The sequence below is a fragment of the Labrys okinawensis genome, from assembly GCF_002982075.1.
GTDB classification, from domain to species: Bacteria; Pseudomonadota; Alphaproteobacteria; order Rhizobiales; family Labraceae; genus Labrys; species Labrys okinawensis_A.
This window is the reverse complement of record NZ_PUEJ01000015.1, coordinates 49,774-67,178: the sequence shown is the minus strand read 5'-3', so window position 1 is coordinate 67,178 and position 17,405 is coordinate 49,774. Positions and strand designations below refer to the sequence as shown.

Sequence of the window (17,405 nt, the reverse complement as noted above, 5' to 3'; positions counted from 1 at the left end):
CCATTAGGAACCCCTCCTGAATGGAATGGCCGCCATGACCTATGTGGTCACTGAGAACTGCATCAGATGCAAATATATGGATTGCGTGGCCGAGTGCCCGGTGGATTGCTTCCGGGAAGGCGAGACCATGCTCGTCATCGACCCCTTGCTATGCATCGATTGCGGCATCTGCGAACCGGCCTGTCCGGCGGATGCCATCCGCTCCGGTGCCGAGAGCGGGCTGGAGGCCTGGGTTGAATTGAACGCACGGTATGCCCATCTCTGGCCGGAGATCACCGTGCGGCGCGAGCCCGCGGCCGATGCCAGGCAGTGGGACGGCAGGCCGGGCAAGCTCGCCCTGTTATCGCCTCGGCCGGGCGCCGGAGACGCAGGACAGGCCGGGTAGAGGACAGGCCGGGCGTCTTGGCTGTGGTGAACTCAGGCAAGCCTCTACCGCCGCGAATGGCTGCTCTGTGCAGGCGCGCCTTGAACCGTCGGCACAGTTCGGCTAGGCAGTTTTAGCAAGATTATAAACTTTCGGGATTTTCTGGCATGACCTACGTGGTCACTGAGAACTGCATCAAGTGCAAATATATGGACTGCGTGGAAGTCTGCCCGGTGGACTGTTTCTACGAGGGGGAGAATTTTCTCGTCATCCATCCCGACGAATGCATCGATTGCGGTGTCTGTGAGCCAGAATGTCCGGCGGATGCCATCAAGGCCGATACCGAAAAGGGCCTGGAGGCCTGGCTCGAACTGAACGCCAAATTCGCGCAGAGCTGGCCCAACATCACCGTCAAGCGCGACAGCTTCCCTGATTCCAAGGAGTGGGACGGCAAGCCGGACAAGCTGCCGCTGCTCTCGCCGGAACCGGGCCAGGGCGACGCCTAACCGCTGGATCCGGGCCATATCCGAGCCGGTTCGACACGACTGCGCGGGCGGCCTCACCGCCCGCTTTCAGGGCCTTGGGGGCAAGCCGCCGTCGAGGTGCCTGCGGGCATGCCCGTCGCTTTTTGCATAGCGGCTATTCACAAAAACCGCGCGGTATCAACCTTAACGAGCGCTTTCCGCGCCGTTTTTGCGCGTAAAAGCGTTGATTTTTGCCGATTTTTGGTATATATACGGGGCATGGTCAAGAGAGAGACCGAGTTACCCCGCCGCTGCTCCGCACAGGGGCAATTTTTTTGTGCCAGCTTCAAGGGACCTCAGTCGGTCGGTGCAAATTGCGCCGATAGATACATGGAATTTTTGACCGTCCTTCAGTTCGACGTTCCTCGCGGCGGCTCTTGAAGCTTTGGCCTGGTTTCACTGTCGAATGGTGTTTGCGGCAACAGGCGCGAGCCTGCCCGTGGTTTGGTGCGGCTGCCGGTTCGGCATCCGCCAATGATAGGAGCGTTGAAGCGTCATGACGACAGCGAAGAAGACGTCCACGAAGCAGGGTTTCAAGACGGGCGAGAGCATTGTGTACCCCTCGCATGGCGTCGGCAAAATCGTGTCGATCGACGAGCAGGAAGTAGCCGGTTTCAAGCTTGAGCTGTTCGTGATTTCCTTCTCCAAGGATAAGATGACGCTGCGCGTGCCTACCACCAAGATCGCTTCCGTCGGCATGCGCAAGCTGTCCGAGCCGGCCGTGGTCGCCAAGGCGCTCGACACGCTCAAGGGCCGTGCCCGCATCAAGCGCACCATGTGGTCGCGCCGTGCGCAGGAATACGAAGCCAAGATCAATTCGGGTGACCTGATCGCCATTGCCGAGGTCGTGCGCGATCTCTATCGCTCCGATGCTCAGCCCGAGCAGTCCTATTCCGAGCGTCAGCTCTATGAAGCGGCTCTCGATCGCATGGCGCGCGAGCTCGCCGCCGTCGACGACCTCATCGATTCCGAGGCCGTGAAGGTGATCGAAGCCAACCTTGCCAAGGGGCCGAAGCGCGGTGGCGCCAAGGAAGCCGAGGCGGACTTCGACGAGGCTGCCGAGGAGGAAGAGGCCGCCTGAGGCGCTTTCCCGATCAGACATACGGAAAACCCCGCTTCGGCGGGGTTTTTCTTTTCCGGAACCGCAGAGGCCCGTCCGCTCTTCGAAGCGTTGCGCCGGCAGGGGAGAAAGATGCGGAGGAGACGTGCCTGACCCGAGGAAGACGTCAACCCGGCCGTTTGCCTGCCAAGGCGCGGGGAATGCCGCCGAGATCTTGTCGCGCCGGGCCGAGCATCTCGAAGCCCGCATGGCGCATCAGTTCCGCCACCGCCTCTTCCTGGCCGATGCCGAGCTCGAAGACCAGCAGCCCGCCGGGGCGCAGCAGGCGGGGCGCGCCGCTGGCGATGGCACGATAGGCGTCGAGGCCGTCCGTGCCGCCGTCGAGCGCGAGCACGGGATCATGCTCGCGCACCTCCCGTTCCAGCCCGGCAATGTCGGCGGAGGGAATATAGGGCGGATTGGAGACGATGAGATCGAATTCGCCTTCCAGCCCCTCCATCCAGTCCCCCAGCTGGAAATGGGCTCGCCCGGCAACGCCATTGTCGGCGGCATTCAGAGCTGCGAGGCTCAGGGCATCGGCCGCCTGATCGATGCCGATCCCGCTTGCCCCGGGTCTTTCATGAAGCAGGGCGATCAGGATGGCGCCGGTGCCGGTGCCGAGATCGAGCAGACGATAGGCCGCATCCCGCTCGGGCAGCAAGGCAAGGCAGGTCTCGACGATGGTCTCGGTATCCGGTCGGGGCGACAATGTCGCCGGACCCAGGCGGAATTCCAGGCTCCAGAATGCGCGATGCCCGAGGATACGGTCCACCGGCTCTCCGCCGAGGCGCCTGGCAGCGAAGGAGCGGGTTTTTGCCGCGGCCTCCGCCGTCACCGGGCTGTCGGGAGATAGGGTGATCGCGGTCGGCCGCAGGCTCGTGGCTTCGGCGACCAGCCAGCGGGCATCGAGCTCGGGGGTGGGAAGATCGGCTATGCGGAAAGCGGCGAGAAGCTCGCGATAAAGGCCGCCGAGCGTGGTCATGAGAACGCCCCGGCTGGGACCGCGGACCTCCCGCCCGCTCCGCTCACGCGCGGGCCTCGCTGGCGGCGAGCAGCCTGGCCTGGTTCTCGGTCACCAGCGCGTCGATCACCTCGTTGAGGGCGTCGCCGGCGATGATCTGGTCGAGCTTGTAGAGGGTGAGGCCGATGCGGTGGTCGGTCAGGCGTCCCTGCGGGAAATTATAGGTACGGATGCGTTCGGAACGGTCGCCCGAGCCGACCTGGTCGCGCCGGTCGGCGGCGCGGGCACTGTCGACGCGCTCGCGCTCGGCCTCGTAGAGGCGTGCGCGCAGCATCGCCATGGCCTGCGCCCGGTTCTTGTGCTGGGAGCGTTCGGCCTGCACCGCCACGGCGATCCCGGTGGGCAGGTGGGTGATGCGCACGGCGCTGTCGGTGGTGTTGACGTGCTGGCCGCCCGCGCCGGAGGCTCTGAAGACATCGACCTTGAGGTCCTTCTCCTCGATGGCGATGTCGACCTCCTCGGCCTCGGGCAGCACTGCGACGGTGGCGGCCGAGGTGTGGATGCGCCCACCCGCTTCCGTCACCGGCACGCGCTGCACCCGGTGCACGCCGGATTCGAATTTCAGCTTGGCGAACACGCCCTTGCCCCTGATGGCCAGCGCGACTTCCTTGTAGCCTCCCATGGTGCCTTCGGATTCGGACAGGATCTCCGTCTTCCAGCCCTGAAGATCGGCATAGCGCATATACATGCGCAGGAGATCGCCGGCGAAGAGCGAAGCTTCGTCGCCCCCCGTGCCGGCGCGCACCTCCAGAATGGCGGATTTTTCGTCGGCGGCATCCTTGGGCAGCAAAGCCAGTTTGATCGCCGTCTCCAGTTCGCCGAGGCGCTCAAGCAGGGTCTTGCGCTCCTCCTCCGCCATCTCGGCCATCTCGCCGGCCATGGCCGGTTCGGCGATGATGGCTTCGACCCCCTTCAATTCATCTTGCGCGCCTTGCCATTCGCGGATGAGCGCGGCGACGGGATCGAGCTCGGCGAGTTCGCGCGCCAGGGCCACATAGGCATCGGCGTCGGGGCCGGAGGCGAGTTCGGCCTCGACGAAATCGCGACGGCGAAGCAGGGCATCAAGGCGGTCGAGGGGAAGCATGGGGTAGTCCTGGGATTGTCGGAGCGCGGACATCCTGTCCGCATTCTGGAAACTGCGCATGGGATGAAAAGCGGACGAGGCCGTCCGCGCTCCCGGGCCAGCCTCGCTATAATGGAATGCCGCGTTCGGCGGCGAATTCCCTGAGAGCAAGGCGCAACGGCCTGTCCGCTTCGGGCTTGAGATGGTGATCGACGAGTTCGGTGATCTCGGCCGCTTCGATCTCGAGCAGCATGGCCTTGACCGGGCCGATCGCAGACGGCGTCATCGACAATTGCCGGAAGCCGAGGCCGATCAGGGCCAATGCCTCCAGCGGCTTGGAGGCCAGTTCCCCGCACAGCGTCACCGGCACGCCGGCTGCGTTGGATTTGTCGGCGATCATCTTCAGGGCGCGCATCACCGAGGGGGAGAGCGTGTCGAAGCGGCCCGCCACGCGGGCATTGCCGCGGTCGACCGCATAGAGGAACTGGAACAGATCGTTCGAGCCGACGGACAGGAAGTCGGTGCGCTGCAGGATCTCGTCGAGCTGGAACAGCAGGCTCGGCACTTCCACCATGGCGCCGAGCTTGACGAGATCGGGCAGGGGCTTGCCGTGGCGGCGCAGGAAGGTGATCTCGCGCTCCACCACCTCGCGGGCCTGGTCGAACTCCTCGGAGGCCGAGATCATGGGGAACATCACCCTGAGCTCGCGTCCGGCGGCGGCCTGCAGCAAGGCGCGCAGCTGCGAGCGCATCAGGCCGGGGCGGTCGAGGCCGAGGCGAATGGCCCGCCAGCCCATCGCCGGATTTTCTTCCTCGACCTGGTGCATATAGGGCAGCACCTTGTCGCCGCCGATGTCGAGGGTGCGGAAGGTCACCGGCCGGTCGCCGGCAGCCTCCAACACGGCCTTGTAGAGGGCATATTGTTCGCCCGTGCGCGGGAACTGCGAGGCGATCATGAACTGCAGCTCGGTGCGGAACAGTCCGATGCCGTCGGCGCCGCTCTCCTTGACGTGCGGCAGGTCGACCAGGAGGCCGGCATTGATATAGAGCTTGATGTCGCAGCCATCGCGGGTGCGGCTCGGCTTGTGGCGCAGGGCGAGATACTGCTCCTGGCGCTTGGCCCGGAAGCGCACCTTCTCGGCATAGGCATGCTCGACATCGGGGGCCGGGCGCACCTGGACTTCGCCGACCGAGCCGTCGACGATGATGGCATCCCCCTGTTCGACCAGGCTGGTAATGCCCTCGACCTCGCCTACGGTGGGGATGCCGAGCGCCCGCGCCACGATGGCGACATGGCTGGTCGGACCGCCCTCTTCGAGAATGAGGCCGCGCAGATTGTCGCGCGAATAATCGAGCAGGGCCGCCGGGCCCATCGAACGCGCCACCAGCACCGCATCCTTGGGCATGGAATCGGAGGAGACGTGGTGCCCATCGCCGGTGAGCTGGCGCAGCAGCCGGTTGGCGAGATCGTCGAGATCGTAGAGGCGCTCGCGCAGGATCGGATCGGCGACGCGCTGCATGCGGGCGCGCGTATCGGACTGCACGCGCTGCACCGCCGCCTCGGCGGTGACGCCGGTGGCGATGACCTCGCGCATCTTGGTGATCCAGCCGCGGTCCTGCGCGAACATGCGGTAGGCTTCGAGCACGTCGAGCGTCTCGGTGGCGCGGGCGAGATCGCCGCGGTCGAGCATGGTGTCGATGGCATCGCGCAGGCCGACGATGGCATTGTCGAGGCGATCGGTCTCGCGGCCGACATCGTCCGCGATCAGGGTCTTCACCACCACACGCGGCTCGTGCAGCACGACATGGCCGAGGCCGACGCCTTCGGAAAGCGGTGCGCCCGTCAGCTGCAGGGCACGGCGGCTGGCGAGGTCGGCGCCCGGGCGGGCAAGGGCCTGGAGCTCGCCGGAGGCGATCATCTCGGCCAGCACCATGGCGACCGTGGCGAGCGCTTCGATCTCTTCTTCCGAATAGGCGCGCTGGGCCTTGTTCTGCACGACCAGGACGCCGAGCGTCTCGCCGGCGCGCAGGATCGGCACGCCGAGGAAGGCGTTGTAGATCTCTTCGCCCGTCTCCGGCTTGTAGGCGAAGGAGGGATGGTGCTGCGCGTCCGCGGTGGTGACCGGCTCGGCTTCCTTCGCGACGAGGCCGACCAGGCCTTCGCCCTTGCGCATGGTGGTCAAATGCACCGCGTTCGGATTGAGGCCTTCGGTGGCATAGAGTTCGAGCGTGCCGTCGGTACGCAGGACATAGACCGAGCAGACCTCCGCGACCATGTTCGCGGCGATCAAGACAACGGTCTTGTCCAGCCTCTCCTGCGCCGAAACAGGCTCCGCCATGACTTCGCGGAGCCGCTTGAGGAGCAGGCGCGGGCCGCCGATCGCGCCACGCATCCGATGCCTCCATGTCCTCGACAGGTCCGGCGACCCGGCGAACCCGGGGCCGTCCGCTGCCTCAGAGGGCCGGCCGGTTCTGGCGAAGCGGCCGGTCAGATAATGAATAGGGGCGTGCCTCGCGCGAGAATCCAAACGAAGCACGCACTAACTTTTTGTTCTGTCGCAAGATTTCACGGAAATTGAAAGAAGTATTTCCGTTTCTGCCGGGCACTGCGTCATCGGGGCGCTGTGCCGTCGTCATCAGAACAAGGCGCGGTTGCTCAGGCCTTGTCGAGCCCGTAGAGCGTGTGGAGCGTGCGTACCGCCAGTTCGGTATAGGCCGCATCGATCAGCACGGAAATCTTGATCTCGGAGGTAGTGATGGCGCGGATGTTGATGCCGCGGCCGGCGAGGGCCTGAAAACAGGTTGCCGCCACGCCGGCATGGCTGCGCATGCCGATGCCGATCACCGAAATCTTCGAGACGTCCATATTGGTCTCGACATTGTCGCACACCACGTCCTTGCGCGCCTTCTCGATCACGTCCTTGGCGCGCTGGAACTCGGCCTGCGGCACAGTGAAGGTGATGTCGGTGGACGCCCCGTCGGCCGAGATGTTCTGCACGATCATGTCGACATTGATGTTGGCGTCAGCCAGGGGCACGAAGATGGCGGCGGCGACACCCGGACGGTCGGCCACGTCACGCAGGGTGATCTGCGCTTCATCCTTCGAATAGGCGATGCCGGTCACAACCTGCTGTTCCATGATGTCTTCCTCGTCGCAGATCAGGGTTCCGGGATTGGGGTTTTCGGGATCGTCGAAGGACGATCTTACATAGGTCTTCACCTTGTGGACCATGGCAAGCTCCACCGAGCGCACCTGCAGCACCTTGGCGCCGAGGGAGGCCATTTCCAGCATTTCCTCGAAGGCGATGCGGTCCATGCGCTGAGCCTTCGGCACGATGCGCGGGTCGGTGGTGTAGACGCCGTCGACATCGGTGTAGATGTCGCAGCGTTCGGCGCCGATCGCGCCGGCGATGGCGACGGCGGAGGTGTCCGAACCGCCGCGCCCCAGCGTGGTGATGCGCCCGCTCAGGGGCTCGATGCCCTGGAAGCCGGAAATCACCGCGACCTCCCCGGCGGCGAAGCCGTCATCGAGATTCTTGGAGGGGATCGCCGATATGCGTGCGGAACCATGGGCCGCCGAGGTCTCGATCGGCACCTGCCAACCCTGCCAGGAACGGGCCTTGATGCCGATGCTGCTGAGCGTCAGCGCGAGCAGGCCCGAGGTCACCTGTTCGCCGGAAGCGACGATGGTGTCGTATTCGCGCTGGTCGTACAGCGGCGAAGCCTCGTTGCACCAGGCCACCAGTTCGTTCGTCTTGCCGGACATGGCGGAGACCACCACCGCGACGTCGTAGCCGGCGGCGACCTCGCGTTTGACATGCTGCGCCACATTCTTGATGCGCTCGACATTGGCGACAGAGGTGCCGCCAAACTTCATGACAAGACGGGGACGCGGGCTGCCGGACATACGGCCACTAGGCTCCGATGAACTCTCGAACGTTGGTAAGACGCTCTCGATGAGGGACGCCGCACAAAAGCGGGCCAGGATACGGTCCCGGCCGTGGCTGTTTGCATGAGGCGAGGAGATGCGGAGACCTGCGGCCACCGCGCCGCGGGATTTAAGCGAAAGGGCCGAGGATGGCAAGCGAAAGGATGGCGATGCGATCATCCCGCCTGCGGTGCAGCATGCAAAGCCGAACCGCAGGCGCGGGCCGTACCGAACGGAGTCTTCCGGTCTTGCGGTACCGGATCTGCACCGCACCACTTCGTGCTGCGGCGCGTCCGGGATGACTTCTCCTATTTCTCCAGCAGGGGCGTGATCCGGCGCAGGGTCACGCGGCGATTCTCCTGCTCGGGCTCGGGCGTCGGGATCTTGAGATAGCGCTCGCCGAGCCCCGCCGTGACCAGATTGTCGGGCGAGATCACGTAATATTGCGTCAGGGCCTGCTTCACCGCCTCGGCCCGCTCCTTGGACAGGCGCAGATTATAGGCATCGTCGCCCACCGCGTCCGTATTGCCCTCGATCACGAAGACCTCATCGGGATGGGCGGCCACGATACGCTCGATGATGCGGCCGATGCGGTCGAGATTGGCGATCTCCTCCTCGCGCACGAATGATTCGTTGAAGCCGAAACGGATGGTGTCCAGCTCGACGCTGGGGATGGACTGGCGGATGGCGGGCTGTTCCATGATCGCTTCTGGCTGGGCAAGGAATTCGGACCGCGCCCAGCGTCGCGGCAGGGGCCTGAGCGGACGGGCCGCGAATTGCTGCTCGATCTGGTCGTCGTCGACCTCCGCAGCCCAGACGCTCTGATAGCGCTGCCCGCGCGGATTGATGTCCATGTCGAAGCGTTCCTCGCCCTCATAGCGCCGCAGCCGATCGGTGCGCTGGCCGCGGTCGCTCAACAGGCGACGGCGCAGGTCGTTGCGGTCGTCCCGCAGATATTGGGCAAAGGCCTCGCGGTCTTCGGGGCTGTAGCGCTGGTCGTTGGCGGCATCGCGATAGACCAGGATGCGCCGGTTGAGCTGGTCGACGGTCAGCACGTTGGAGGGACGCCGGTCCGCCAGGATGGCGGGGATGTCCTGGGGACGGGGCGAATCCTGGCGGAACTGCGACCGGCCGAAGGGCGAACCGCGCCCGTTCTGGTCCTGTTGCTGCCCGCCGCCATATTCCTGGTCCGCCACGCGGTTGCGCAGGGCGGCGCGCGCACCGTTCAGCCGCTGGATCAGGGCCTGTTCTGTGGCTTCCGACAGGTTTCCGGCAGCGAGAGCCGAGCGATAGACGTTGAGGCGCTGGCGCAATTGCTGGTCGTTGAGGCGGTCAGGCGGCGTGGTGTCGCCCAGAAGGCCGATGGCGCGCTGCTCCGCCGCCTGATCGACCGGCCCCTGCAGGGGGCGGCCCTGGCCTTGCTGGCTGCCGTTCCCCGGCGGAGGCGCAAGGCCCGGCCGGCTTTCCTGCCCCTGTTGCGTGCCGTCGGCCGGGAGCGGAATTCCTCCCTGGCCGGGGAGCTGGTTGCGACCGCCGGGGCGGCCGTCCAAAGGACGATCCTGCGGCTGGCCGTCATCGAGGCCCTGCGGCGTGCCCTCGGTGTCGGGCTGGCCCTGCATGCGGTCGCGGCGCTTGCCACGCGGTTGGGAGGTGTCCCCGCCTTGATCCGCATCGGGCTGGGCGGGAGCGTTCGGCTTTGCTGCCGGCGCGTCCTGTCCGGTGGTCTCGCCGGGAGCCGCGGGCTTCTGGCGCTTGGGCTTTGCGGCCGGGGCCTCCTGCGCCGGCTCTTCGGCGGTCGGCTTGCCGGGAGCTTCCTGAGTGGCATCAGGGCTCGGCTTCTGGCGTTTGGGCTTCGCGGCGGGGTTCGTTTCGCCGGGCGCTGATTCGCCGGGCGCTTCCTGGCCGGCCGCATCGGGAGTCGGCTTCTGGCGGCGGGGCTTGGCGGCGGGCGCTTCGTCGGCGCCGGAACCAGGCGCTGCGCCGCCCTGCTCGTCGCTCGGCTTCTGCCGCTTCGGTTTGGCGGCGGGAGCGCCGCCATCCTGGTCCTGCGATTCGGCGGGCGCGGCCCGTTTTGCCGGCGCGCCTTCGCCATCCTGTCCGGCGCCCTTCTTGTGGCGCTTCAGAATGTCTTCGACCGAGGGCTTGGCGCCCGGCGCGGGCGCTTCGGTGGTGGGCGCCTGGGCATCCTGCGCCAGCGCGGTCTGCACCAGTACGATCGCCGTGGGCGAAACGGCGAGCATCAGCGTACCAGCCAGACGGATCAATTTTTTGCGCAGGAGCATCGCGACCTCTTTTGATTGGGCCGCCATCATCCCGATCGCGGCTGAACCGAAACTGAACGCGGATCGCCGAATATCCGTCGGTGCCCGGGACGCGTTCCCCGGCGTCGGACGCGATGCCGGAATCGGGGCCAATGCTGCAATCCATTGTTCCCGCATCGCTTTTGCCGAAAGCCGGCCCTTACCGGCACGATCCTCTAACGCTCGATCCGCGTCGACAGGATGAGGGAGGTCGAGGTGCGCTCGACGCCTTCCAGCGCACCGATGCGATCGGCGAGTTCGTCGAGCTCGCCGACCGAACGAGCCTCGATCACCGCGATCATGTCGAAATTGCCGCTGACCGAATGCAGCGTGCGCACGGCGGGAATTTCGCGCAGGCCCGCTTCAACTTGACGGATCAGTTTCGGCACGGTGGTGAGCAGCACATGGGCGCGCAGCAGCGAGCGGCTATGCTCCTCGGAAAGCCGGATGGTGTAGCCGGCGATCACGCCGCGACGTTCGAGGCGGGCGAGGCGGCTCTGCACGGTGGTGCGGGAGACGCCGAGACGCCGGGCGATCTCGGCCGTGGAGGCGCGGGCGTTCTCGCGCAGGATGGCAATCAGGGCATCATCGGCGGGTGTCGTCATAGTGACGCTATATCGTGCGGCATTGTGCAAAGAAAGTTCGGCATATCGTCGAAATGCAGGCTTCGAAAGGAAGGGTGGCAGGCGTAGGCTCTTTGACGAGATCTTGGACAGGAATCGCGACAGGGGAGGCCCATGATGCGCAAGGTCGTAGTGGCGGGAGCAGGCAAGATCGGGGCCTGCATCGCCGATATCCTGGCGGTCAGCGGGGACTATGACGTCACCGTGATCGACCGGTCGGCCGAGCAGCTGGAGGGGGCCGAGCTGTCGGCGGCTGTGGAACAGCGCGAACTCGACATCGAAGACGAGCGGGCCCTGCGCACCGTCCTGGACGGCGCCTATGCCGTGCTCAGCGCCGCGCCTTTCCATCTCACCACCCGTATCGCCGAGGCGGCGGCGCGTGCCGATGTCCACTATCTCGACTTGACCGAGGACGTCGCCTCGACGCGCCGGGTGCGTGATCTCGCCGCCTCGGCCAAGAGCGCCTTCATTCCCCAATGCGGCCTCGCCCCGGGTTTCATCTCGATCGTCGCCAACGATCTCGCCCAGCAGTTCGACAGCCTCGATTCCATCCGCATGCGCGTCGGGGCTCTGCCGCAATATCCTTCCAACGCGCTCAACTACAACCTGACCTGGTCGACCGACGGCGTCATCAACGAATATTGCGAGCCCTGCGAGGCGATTGTCGACGGCCACCGGGTCGAGGTGCCTGCGATGGAGGAGCGTGAGGAGTTCTCGCTCGACGGGGTCACCTACGAGGCCTTCAACACTTCGGGCGGGCTCGGCAGCCTGTGCGAGACCTATCTGGGGCGGGTCCGCACGCTGAACTACCGCACCATCCGCTATCCCGGCCATGCGGCGATCATGAAGGCGCTGCTGAACGACCTCGATCTCAGGCACCGCCGCGACGTGCTCAAGTACATCCTCGAAAATGCCCTGCCGGCGACGATTCAGGACGTGGTGGTGATCTTCGTCACCGTCAGCGGCAAGCGTCATGGCCATCTGGTGCAGGAAACCTATGCCAACAAGATCTACAACCGCCGCGTCGGCTCCCGGCTGCGCAGCGCCATCCAGGTGACGACGGCCTCCGCCATCTGCGCCGTGCTGGACATGCTGGTCCAGGGTGAACTGCCGCAGAAGGGCTTCATCCGCCAGGAGGACATCGCGCTGTCGGCTTTCCTCGCCAATCGCTTCGGCAGCGCCTACGCACAGACGGCGGCTCGATAGGTTTCTGGGATCGCAGGCCTCCTCGCCCATGGGCGCCAACTTAAGGGCCGGGCGAGATGATTGGATTGAAGATAAGGCTAGTGCGAGTCCCTTTCGCCCCGTTCTTACGTTAGCGCCTATAGGCGCGCTCGCCTGCATCTTCCTCGCCTCCAAGCTCGCAATTTCAAGAGCAGGCGAGGACGCCTGCGATGCCAGGGAGCATCCCCCCTCCAGTCATCTCATCTCTTGATAATTAAGCATTATGCTTTAATAATTGAGAACTTTCCGGCTCAAGATCTTTCATTCCTTGGAGCACGATGGCGATCATGTCCCAGCCGAACGCGCCCGCGAGCCGCAAGGGCAGCAACTCCGTGCAGGTGCGCCGCTACAATGAGCGTGTGGTGCTCGAGGCCCTGCAGCGCCTCGGCCAGGCCTCCAAGGCCGAACTCGCCCGCTCGGCCAATCTCACGCCCCAGGCCGTGGCCACCATCGTCGACCATCTCGAGGAGGTTGGGCTTATCCGCCATGAAGGCAAGAGGGCCGGGCAGGTGGGGCAGCCTTCCACGCTCTATGCGCCGGCGCCCGATGGTGCCTTCTCGATCGGCCTGCATGTCGGCCGGCGGGCCTTCGATGCCGTGCTGGTCGATTTCACCGGCCGGACCCTGCGCATGGAGACCAGCGAATACGAATATCCCGAGCCGCGGGTGGTGGCAGAGCTGGCGGCTGCCTATGTCCGAACCTTCCGGGCCGGCCTGGCGCCCGATCTGCGCAGCCGGGTCGTCGGCGTCGGGGTGGCGATGCCCTATTTCATGGACAGCTGGACCAAGGAACTGGGCATGCCGGCTTCGATCACCCAGGCTTGGGAGGATTTCGATTTTGCCAAGGCCCTGGGCGACAGCATCGACCTGCCGCTGTTCTTCGAGAACGACGCCTCCGGCGCGGCGACGGCCGAGCTGGTCTATGGCCGGGGCCGCGAGGTCCGCGACTTCATCTATCTGTTCATCTCCACCTTCATCGGCGGGGGGCTGATCATCAATGGCAATCTGGAGACCGGCCCGAACGGCAATTCGGCCGCCTTCGGTCCCTATCCGGTGACGCCTTCGCTGCTGTCGAGCGTGCCCCCGCCGAAAGGGCCCTTCGAGATCCTGCTGCGCCGGGCCTCGATCCATGTGCTGACCAACCATTTGCGCGAGAATGGCGTGCCGATCCGGCGGGCGCACGAACTGGCGGAGATCGGCCAGCAAGCCGAGCCTTTCCTGGGGGAGTGGATCGAAGACTGCGCCGACGCGCTCGCCCAGGCCATCGTCGGCGCCATCGCCGTGGTCGATGTCTCGGGCATCGTGATCGACGGCATCCTGCCGGCGGCCATTCTGCAGCGGACGGTCGAGGCGGTGTCGCACCGTTTCCAGGCGATCGTGCCCGAAGGCCTGTTCGCGCCCGAGATCGAGGTGGGCACCATGGGGCCGCGGGCGGCGGCGATCGGCGCGGCCATCCTGCCGCTCTACGCCATGTTCGCGCCGGACAGCGCCACGCTGGTAAAGGCCAAGGCGCCGGGCGTCGGTCGCGCCAGCCTGAAGGCCTATATCGGCGCGGGGTAGGCGAGGGGCCGCAGGCTTGACAGTCCAGGGGTATGGATATATCCATTTGCTTTAATAATTAAAGGGGGGACGATGATGGAGGGCGTATCTCGGTCGCGTCGTCGCCGGTGGGCAGCGTCATGAAGAACGGCCTAGCCGATGAGGATTTCGGAGCCTCGCTCGCCACTCCCCTCGCAGCTGCCGGGCTGGTGAAGGCCTCCAAGCGTTTCGGCGGAACGATCGCCCTTTCCGACGCCAGTTTCGATCTCCTGCCGGGCGAGGTGCTGGCGCTCCTGGGGGAGAACGGCGCGGGCAAGAGCACCTGCGTCAAGCTGCTCGCCGGCGTCTATAGGCCGGACGAGGGGGCGGTAACCATCGGCGGCCAGCCGGTGGAGCATTGGTCCCCCCTCGAAGCCCAGCGTCGCGGCATTGCGGTGATGCATCAGCATCCCGGCCTGTTCGGCGACCTGACGGTGTTCGAGAACATCTTCGTCGGCCACATGCCGCGGCGCTCGCTGGCCCGCATCGACTATGAACGCATGCGTGAGGAGGCGCGCGCCCTGCTCGATGTGGTCGGGCTGCAATGCCTGCCCGAGGATCCCTTGAAGGAACTGCGCACCTCCGAGCAGCAACTCGTCGAGATCGCCCGCGCCTTGTCGGTCAACGCCAAGGTGCTGATCATGGACGAGCCGACCGCGGCCCTGTCCCAGCGCGAGGTCGAGCGTCTCTTCGCCGTGGTCGCCGATCTCAAGGCCCGCCAGGTGGCGATGATGTTCGTCGGCCATCGCATGGAGGAGATCTACCGGATCGCCGATCGCATCGCCGTGCTGCGCGACGGCCATCTGATCGGCGTGAAGCGGGCGGCCGAGCTCGACCGCGACCAGGCCGTGCAGATGATGATCGGGCGGCCGCTCAAGGCCATCTACCCGCAATGGGACTCCAGGCCCGGCCAGGAAGTGCTCGCCGTCTCCGGCCTGTCGCGCGAAGGGGCGTTCGAGGACGTCTCCTTCACGGTCCGGGCCGGCGAGATCCTCGGCCTCGGCGGGCTGGTGGGCAGCGGGCGCACCGAGATTGCCCGCGTGCTGTTCGGCATCGACCAGCCGACGGCCGGCCGCATCGAGATGGCAGGCAAGGCAGTCACCTTTGCCGATCCACCCGCCGCCATGGCCGCCGGCATCGCCTATGTCTCGGAAGACCGGCTCGGCCAGAGCCTGGTGATGGATTTTCCCATCCTCGACAATGCGTCCCTGCCGGTAATCGAGAAGGCGACGATGGCCGGGCTGGTGATGCGGCGGCAGGAACTGGCCCTGGTCGAACCGCATCTCAAGCGCCTGAAGCTGAAATTCCGCAGCTTCGACCAGCCCGTGAAGACGCTCTCGGGCGGCAATCAGCAGAAGGTGGTGCTGTCGAAATGGCTCGCCACCCGGCCCAGGCTCCTCATCCTCGACGAGCCGACCCAGGGCATCGACGTGGAGAGCAAGTCCGAAGTCCATACCATGATCGCGGAACTCGCCCAGCAGGGCCTGGCGATCATCCTGATTTCCTCGGAACTGCCGGAACTGGTGAGCATGTGCGATCGCATCGTCGTGCTGCGCGAGGGCCGGATGACCGGCGCCTTCTTACGTGGGGAGGTCGACCAGGAAAAGGTAATCCGTGCGGCCACGGACGCTGGCGGCGCCTCGGCCAGCGAGGTTCCGCAGGCGCGGCGGGAAGAGGCTGCAAGGCGCGATGAGCCAGAGGGTACCTGGCTCAAGGCACTGCTGCGCCGACGCGAGGTCGGGCTGGTCGGGGCCATGGCGGCCGTGGTCCTGCCGGTGATGTTCCTCAATCCGCGCATGGTCAGCCCCGAGAATCTCACGGCCATCGCCATGGACGCGGCGCTCCTCATGATCGTCGCCGTGGCGCAGATGCTGGTCCTGCTCACGCGCAACATCGATCTGTCGGTAGCCTCGGTGATCGGCCTGTCGGCCTATGGCGCCGCCAGCTTCATGCACGCTTATCCCGACAGCTCGGTGCTTCTGGGCGCTGCCGCGGCCTGCGCCATCGGGCTCGCCTGCGGCGCGCTCAACGGGCTGGTGGTGACCCTTGGCCGCGTGCCGGCGATCGTGGTCACGCTCGGCACGCTCTCGGTCTTCCGCGGGCTGAACAGCCTGTGGGCGGGCGGCCGCCAGATCAGCGCCGACCAGGTGCCGCAGGCCTGGCTCGACATGACCAGCGCCCGTATCGCCGGCATTCCGGCCGTGATCCTCATTGCCCTTGCCTGCCTGGTTGCGATCGGCGCGATCCTCAAGCACTGGCCGCTCGGCCGCGAGCTCTATGCCATCGGCTCCAATCCGGATGGAGCCGCCCTCATCGGCATCCGCCGCACGGCACTGGTGCTCGGCGCCTTCATGCTGGCGGGCCTGCTCGCCGGTTTCGACGGCGCCTTGTGGGCATCGCGCTATGCCACCATCGACGCCCGCGTGGCGCTCGGCTTCGAACTCACCGTGATCGCCTCGGTGGTGGTGGGCGGCGTCGCCATCAGGGGCGGTGCCGGAACGGTGCTGGGCGTCGCGCTCGGTGCGCTGACGCTCCTGGTGATTCAGAACGGCCTGACGCTGGTGCGCGTCGATCCGCTCTGGCTGCAGGGGGTCTATGGCCTCGTCATCCTGCTCGCCATCGGTGTCGACACCGTGATCGGGCGACGGACCCAGCAGGGACGGAGGGCGCGATGAAGACCAGTCTCATCGAAAGGATCGCCAGCTGGGAGAACTTCCTGGCCCTGTTGACGGTGGCGGTGCTTGCCTATGCGGTCTTCGCGGTGCCGAACTTCGCTACGGTCTTCAACATCTCGCAGGCCATTGCCGGCGCATCCGAGCGGGCCCTGATCGTGCTGCCGATGGTGCTGCTGATCATCGCCCGCGAGATCGACCTCTCCGTCGCCAGCATCCTGGCTCTCAGCAGCGTGGTGTTCGGCCTGTTGATCCGCGAGGGCGTGGCGCTGGAGGGGGCGATCGCGCTGGCACTGCTGACCGGCATCCTGGCAGGCGCTTTCAACGGCGTGCTGGTGACCTATCTCGGCCTGCCCTCGCTCGTGGTCACCCTCGGCACCATGGCGATGTTCCGCGGCATCGGCTACATCCTGCTCGGCACCGGCTCGGTGAACGAATTTCCCGAGAGCTTTACCGATTTCGGCATCGACACGCTGGGCGACACGCCGATCCCCTGGACGATCGTGCCCTTCCTCGTGCTGGCGCCGGTCTTCGCCGTCCTCCTGCAGAGGAGCGGCATCGGCCGGCGCATCTATGCGATCGGCGGCAGTCCCGATACGGCGCTCTATGCCGGGGTGCGGGTGGCGCGCATCCGCCTCGGCCTGTTCGTGCTCAGCGGCTTCATCTGCGCCATCGCCTCCATCGTGTTCACGGCCCGCCTCGCCAATGCGCGGGCCGACAATGCCATCGGCCTCGAGCTCGACGTCATCACCATCGCGCTGCTCGGCGGCGTCAGCGTCTTCGGCGGCAAGGGCAAGCTCACCGGCGTTTTCCTGGCGCTGGTGCTGATCGCCACGCTGCGCAACGTACTGGGCCTCAGCCAGATCGGTGGCGATGCGCAGGGTACGGTGATCGGGCTGTTGCTGATCTTCTCGCTGCTGCTCAGCACCACGGCCCAGCGCCTCTATGGCGGCCTCCAGGCGAAGTTCAAGACAGCCGGCCTGCCGAAAGGGCCGGAACGGACGACCTGAC

The 17,405-nt window shown here is 66.0% G+C and carries 13 protein-coding genes; 7 read left to right on the top strand and 6 right to left on the bottom strand.

Features of this window, described 5'->3' with window-relative positions; genetic code table 11:
* The first annotated feature begins 34 nt into the window (after positions 1-34).
* From fdxA (C5L14_RS28285) to C5L14_RS28275, 3 genes are all read left to right on the top strand, one after another.
* A complete protein-coding gene (fdxA, locus tag C5L14_RS28285) occupies positions 35-385 on the top strand; it encodes a ferredoxin FdxA (protein WP_105865456.1) in 351 nt (116 codons plus the stop codon).
* Positions 386-531: 146 nt separating this feature from the next.
* Positions 532-870, top strand: a complete 339-nt coding sequence (fdxA, locus tag C5L14_RS28280; protein ID WP_105865397.1) for a ferredoxin FdxA — start codon at positions 532-534, stop codon at positions 868-870.
* Positions 871-1,384: 514 nt separating this feature from the next.
* Entirely contained in the window at positions 1,385-1,969 is a 585-nt protein-coding gene (locus C5L14_RS28275) for a CarD family transcriptional regulator (RefSeq protein ID WP_105865396.1), read from the top strand.
* A gap of 145 nt (positions 1,970-2,114) precedes the next feature.
* Here the strand turns inward: C5L14_RS28275 and prmC are convergent, their stop codons facing one another.
* From prmC to C5L14_RS28245, 6 genes are all read right to left on the bottom strand, one after another.
* Complete coding sequence (gene prmC / locus C5L14_RS28270; protein WP_105865395.1) at positions 2,115-2,969, bottom strand: peptide chain release factor N(5)-glutamine methyltransferase; 855 nt, start codon at positions 2,967-2,969, stop codon at positions 2,115-2,117.
* 43 nt (positions 2,970-3,012) lie between these two features.
* Positions 3,013-4,092, bottom strand: a complete 1,080-nt coding sequence (gene prfA, locus C5L14_RS28265; protein ID WP_105865394.1) for a peptide chain release factor 1 — start codon at positions 4,090-4,092, stop codon at positions 3,013-3,015.
* Positions 4,093-4,198: 106 nt separating this feature from the next.
* Positions 4,199-6,463 (bottom strand): phosphoenolpyruvate--protein phosphotransferase, encoded by a 2,265-nt coding sequence (gene ptsP / locus C5L14_RS28260; protein ID WP_105865393.1) that lies wholly within the window; start codon positions 6,461-6,463, stop codon positions 4,199-4,201.
* Positions 6,464-6,726: 263 nt separating this feature from the next.
* Positions 6,727-7,977 carry an aspartate kinase gene (locus C5L14_RS28255; protein WP_245443623.1) on the bottom strand — a complete coding sequence of 417 codons (1,251 nt, stop codon included), beginning with the start codon at positions 7,975-7,977 and terminating at the stop codon, positions 6,727-6,729.
* A gap of 329 nt (positions 7,978-8,306) precedes the next feature.
* Positions 8,307-10,280: an OmpA family protein gene (locus C5L14_RS28250; protein ID WP_181161368.1), complete on the bottom strand. Its 1,974-nt coding sequence runs from the start codon at positions 10,278-10,280 to the stop codon at positions 8,307-8,309.
* Between the two features lie 194 nt (positions 10,281-10,474).
* A complete protein-coding gene (locus tag C5L14_RS28245) occupies positions 10,475-10,903 on the bottom strand; it encodes an Lrp/AsnC family transcriptional regulator (protein ID WP_105865391.1) in 429 nt (142 codons plus the stop codon).
* A 135-nt stretch (positions 10,904-11,038) separates the two neighbouring features.
* On the opposite strand from C5L14_RS28245, the gene C5L14_RS28240 reads away from it, so the two are divergent.
* From C5L14_RS28240 to C5L14_RS28225, 4 genes are all read left to right on the top strand, one after another.
* The gene (locus tag C5L14_RS28240) at positions 11,039-12,127 is read left to right on the top strand and encodes a saccharopine dehydrogenase family protein (RefSeq protein WP_105865454.1); all 1,089 of its coding nucleotides are present in this window, start codon (positions 11,039-11,041) and stop codon (positions 12,125-12,127) included.
* Positions 12,128-12,432: 305 nt separating this feature from the next.
* A complete protein-coding gene (locus C5L14_RS28235) occupies positions 12,433-13,704 on the top strand; it encodes an ROK family transcriptional regulator (RefSeq protein WP_105865453.1) in 1,272 nt (423 codons plus the stop codon).
* Between the two features lie 119 nt (positions 13,705-13,823).
* Positions 13,824-16,397, top strand: coding sequence for an ATP-binding cassette domain-containing protein (locus C5L14_RS28230; protein WP_105865452.1), 2,574 nt, complete (start codon positions 13,824-13,826; stop codon positions 16,395-16,397).
* On the top strand, positions 16,394-17,404 hold the full coding sequence (locus C5L14_RS28225) for an ABC transporter permease (protein WP_105865390.1): 1,011 nt from the start codon (positions 16,394-16,396) through the stop codon (positions 17,402-17,404). The genes C5L14_RS28230 and C5L14_RS28225 overlap by 4 nt, the downstream gene beginning before the upstream one ends.
* Position 17,405 lies beyond the last annotated feature (1 nt).

Excerpts from the sequence above, each read along its gene's own strand:
- ptsP (WP_105865393.1), bottom strand. The coding sequence starts at position 6,463 with ATGCGTGGCGCGATCGGCGGCCCGCGCCTGCTCCTCAAGCGGCTCCGC.
- fdxA (WP_105865456.1), top strand. The coding sequence starts at position 35 with ATGACCTATGTGGTCACTGAGAACTGCATCAGATGCAAATATATGGAT.
- C5L14_RS28245 (WP_105865391.1), bottom strand. The coding sequence starts at position 10,903 with ATGACGACACCCGCCGATGATGCCCTGATTGCCATCCTGCGCGAGAAC.
- prmC (WP_105865395.1), bottom strand. The coding sequence starts at position 2,969 with ATGACCACGCTCGGCGGCCTTTATCGCGAGCTTCTCGCCGCTTTCCGC.
- C5L14_RS28225 (WP_105865390.1), top strand. The coding sequence starts at position 16,394 with ATGAAGACCAGTCTCATCGAAAGGATCGCCAGCTGGGAGAACTTCCTG.
- C5L14_RS28255 (WP_245443623.1), bottom strand. The coding sequence starts at position 7,977 with ATGTCCGGCAGCCCGCGTCCCCGTCTTGTCATGAAGTTTGGCGGCACC.
- C5L14_RS28275 (WP_105865396.1), top strand. The coding sequence starts at position 1,385 with ATGACGACAGCGAAGAAGACGTCCACGAAGCAGGGTTTCAAGACGGGC.
- C5L14_RS28250 (WP_181161368.1), bottom strand. The coding sequence starts at position 10,280 with ATGCTCCTGCGCAAAAAATTGATCCGTCTGGCTGGTACGCTGATGCTC.
- prfA (WP_105865394.1), bottom strand. The coding sequence starts at position 4,092 with ATGCTTCCCCTCGACCGCCTTGATGCCCTGCTTCGCCGTCGCGATTTC.
- fdxA (WP_105865397.1), top strand. The coding sequence starts at position 532 with ATGACCTACGTGGTCACTGAGAACTGCATCAAGTGCAAATATATGGAC.
- C5L14_RS28235 (WP_105865453.1), top strand. The coding sequence starts at position 12,433 with ATGTCCCAGCCGAACGCGCCCGCGAGCCGCAAGGGCAGCAACTCCGTG.
- C5L14_RS28240 (WP_105865454.1), top strand. The coding sequence starts at position 11,039 with ATGCGCAAGGTCGTAGTGGCGGGAGCAGGCAAGATCGGGGCCTGCATC.
- C5L14_RS28230 (WP_105865452.1), top strand. The coding sequence starts at position 13,824 with ATGAAGAACGGCCTAGCCGATGAGGATTTCGGAGCCTCGCTCGCCACT.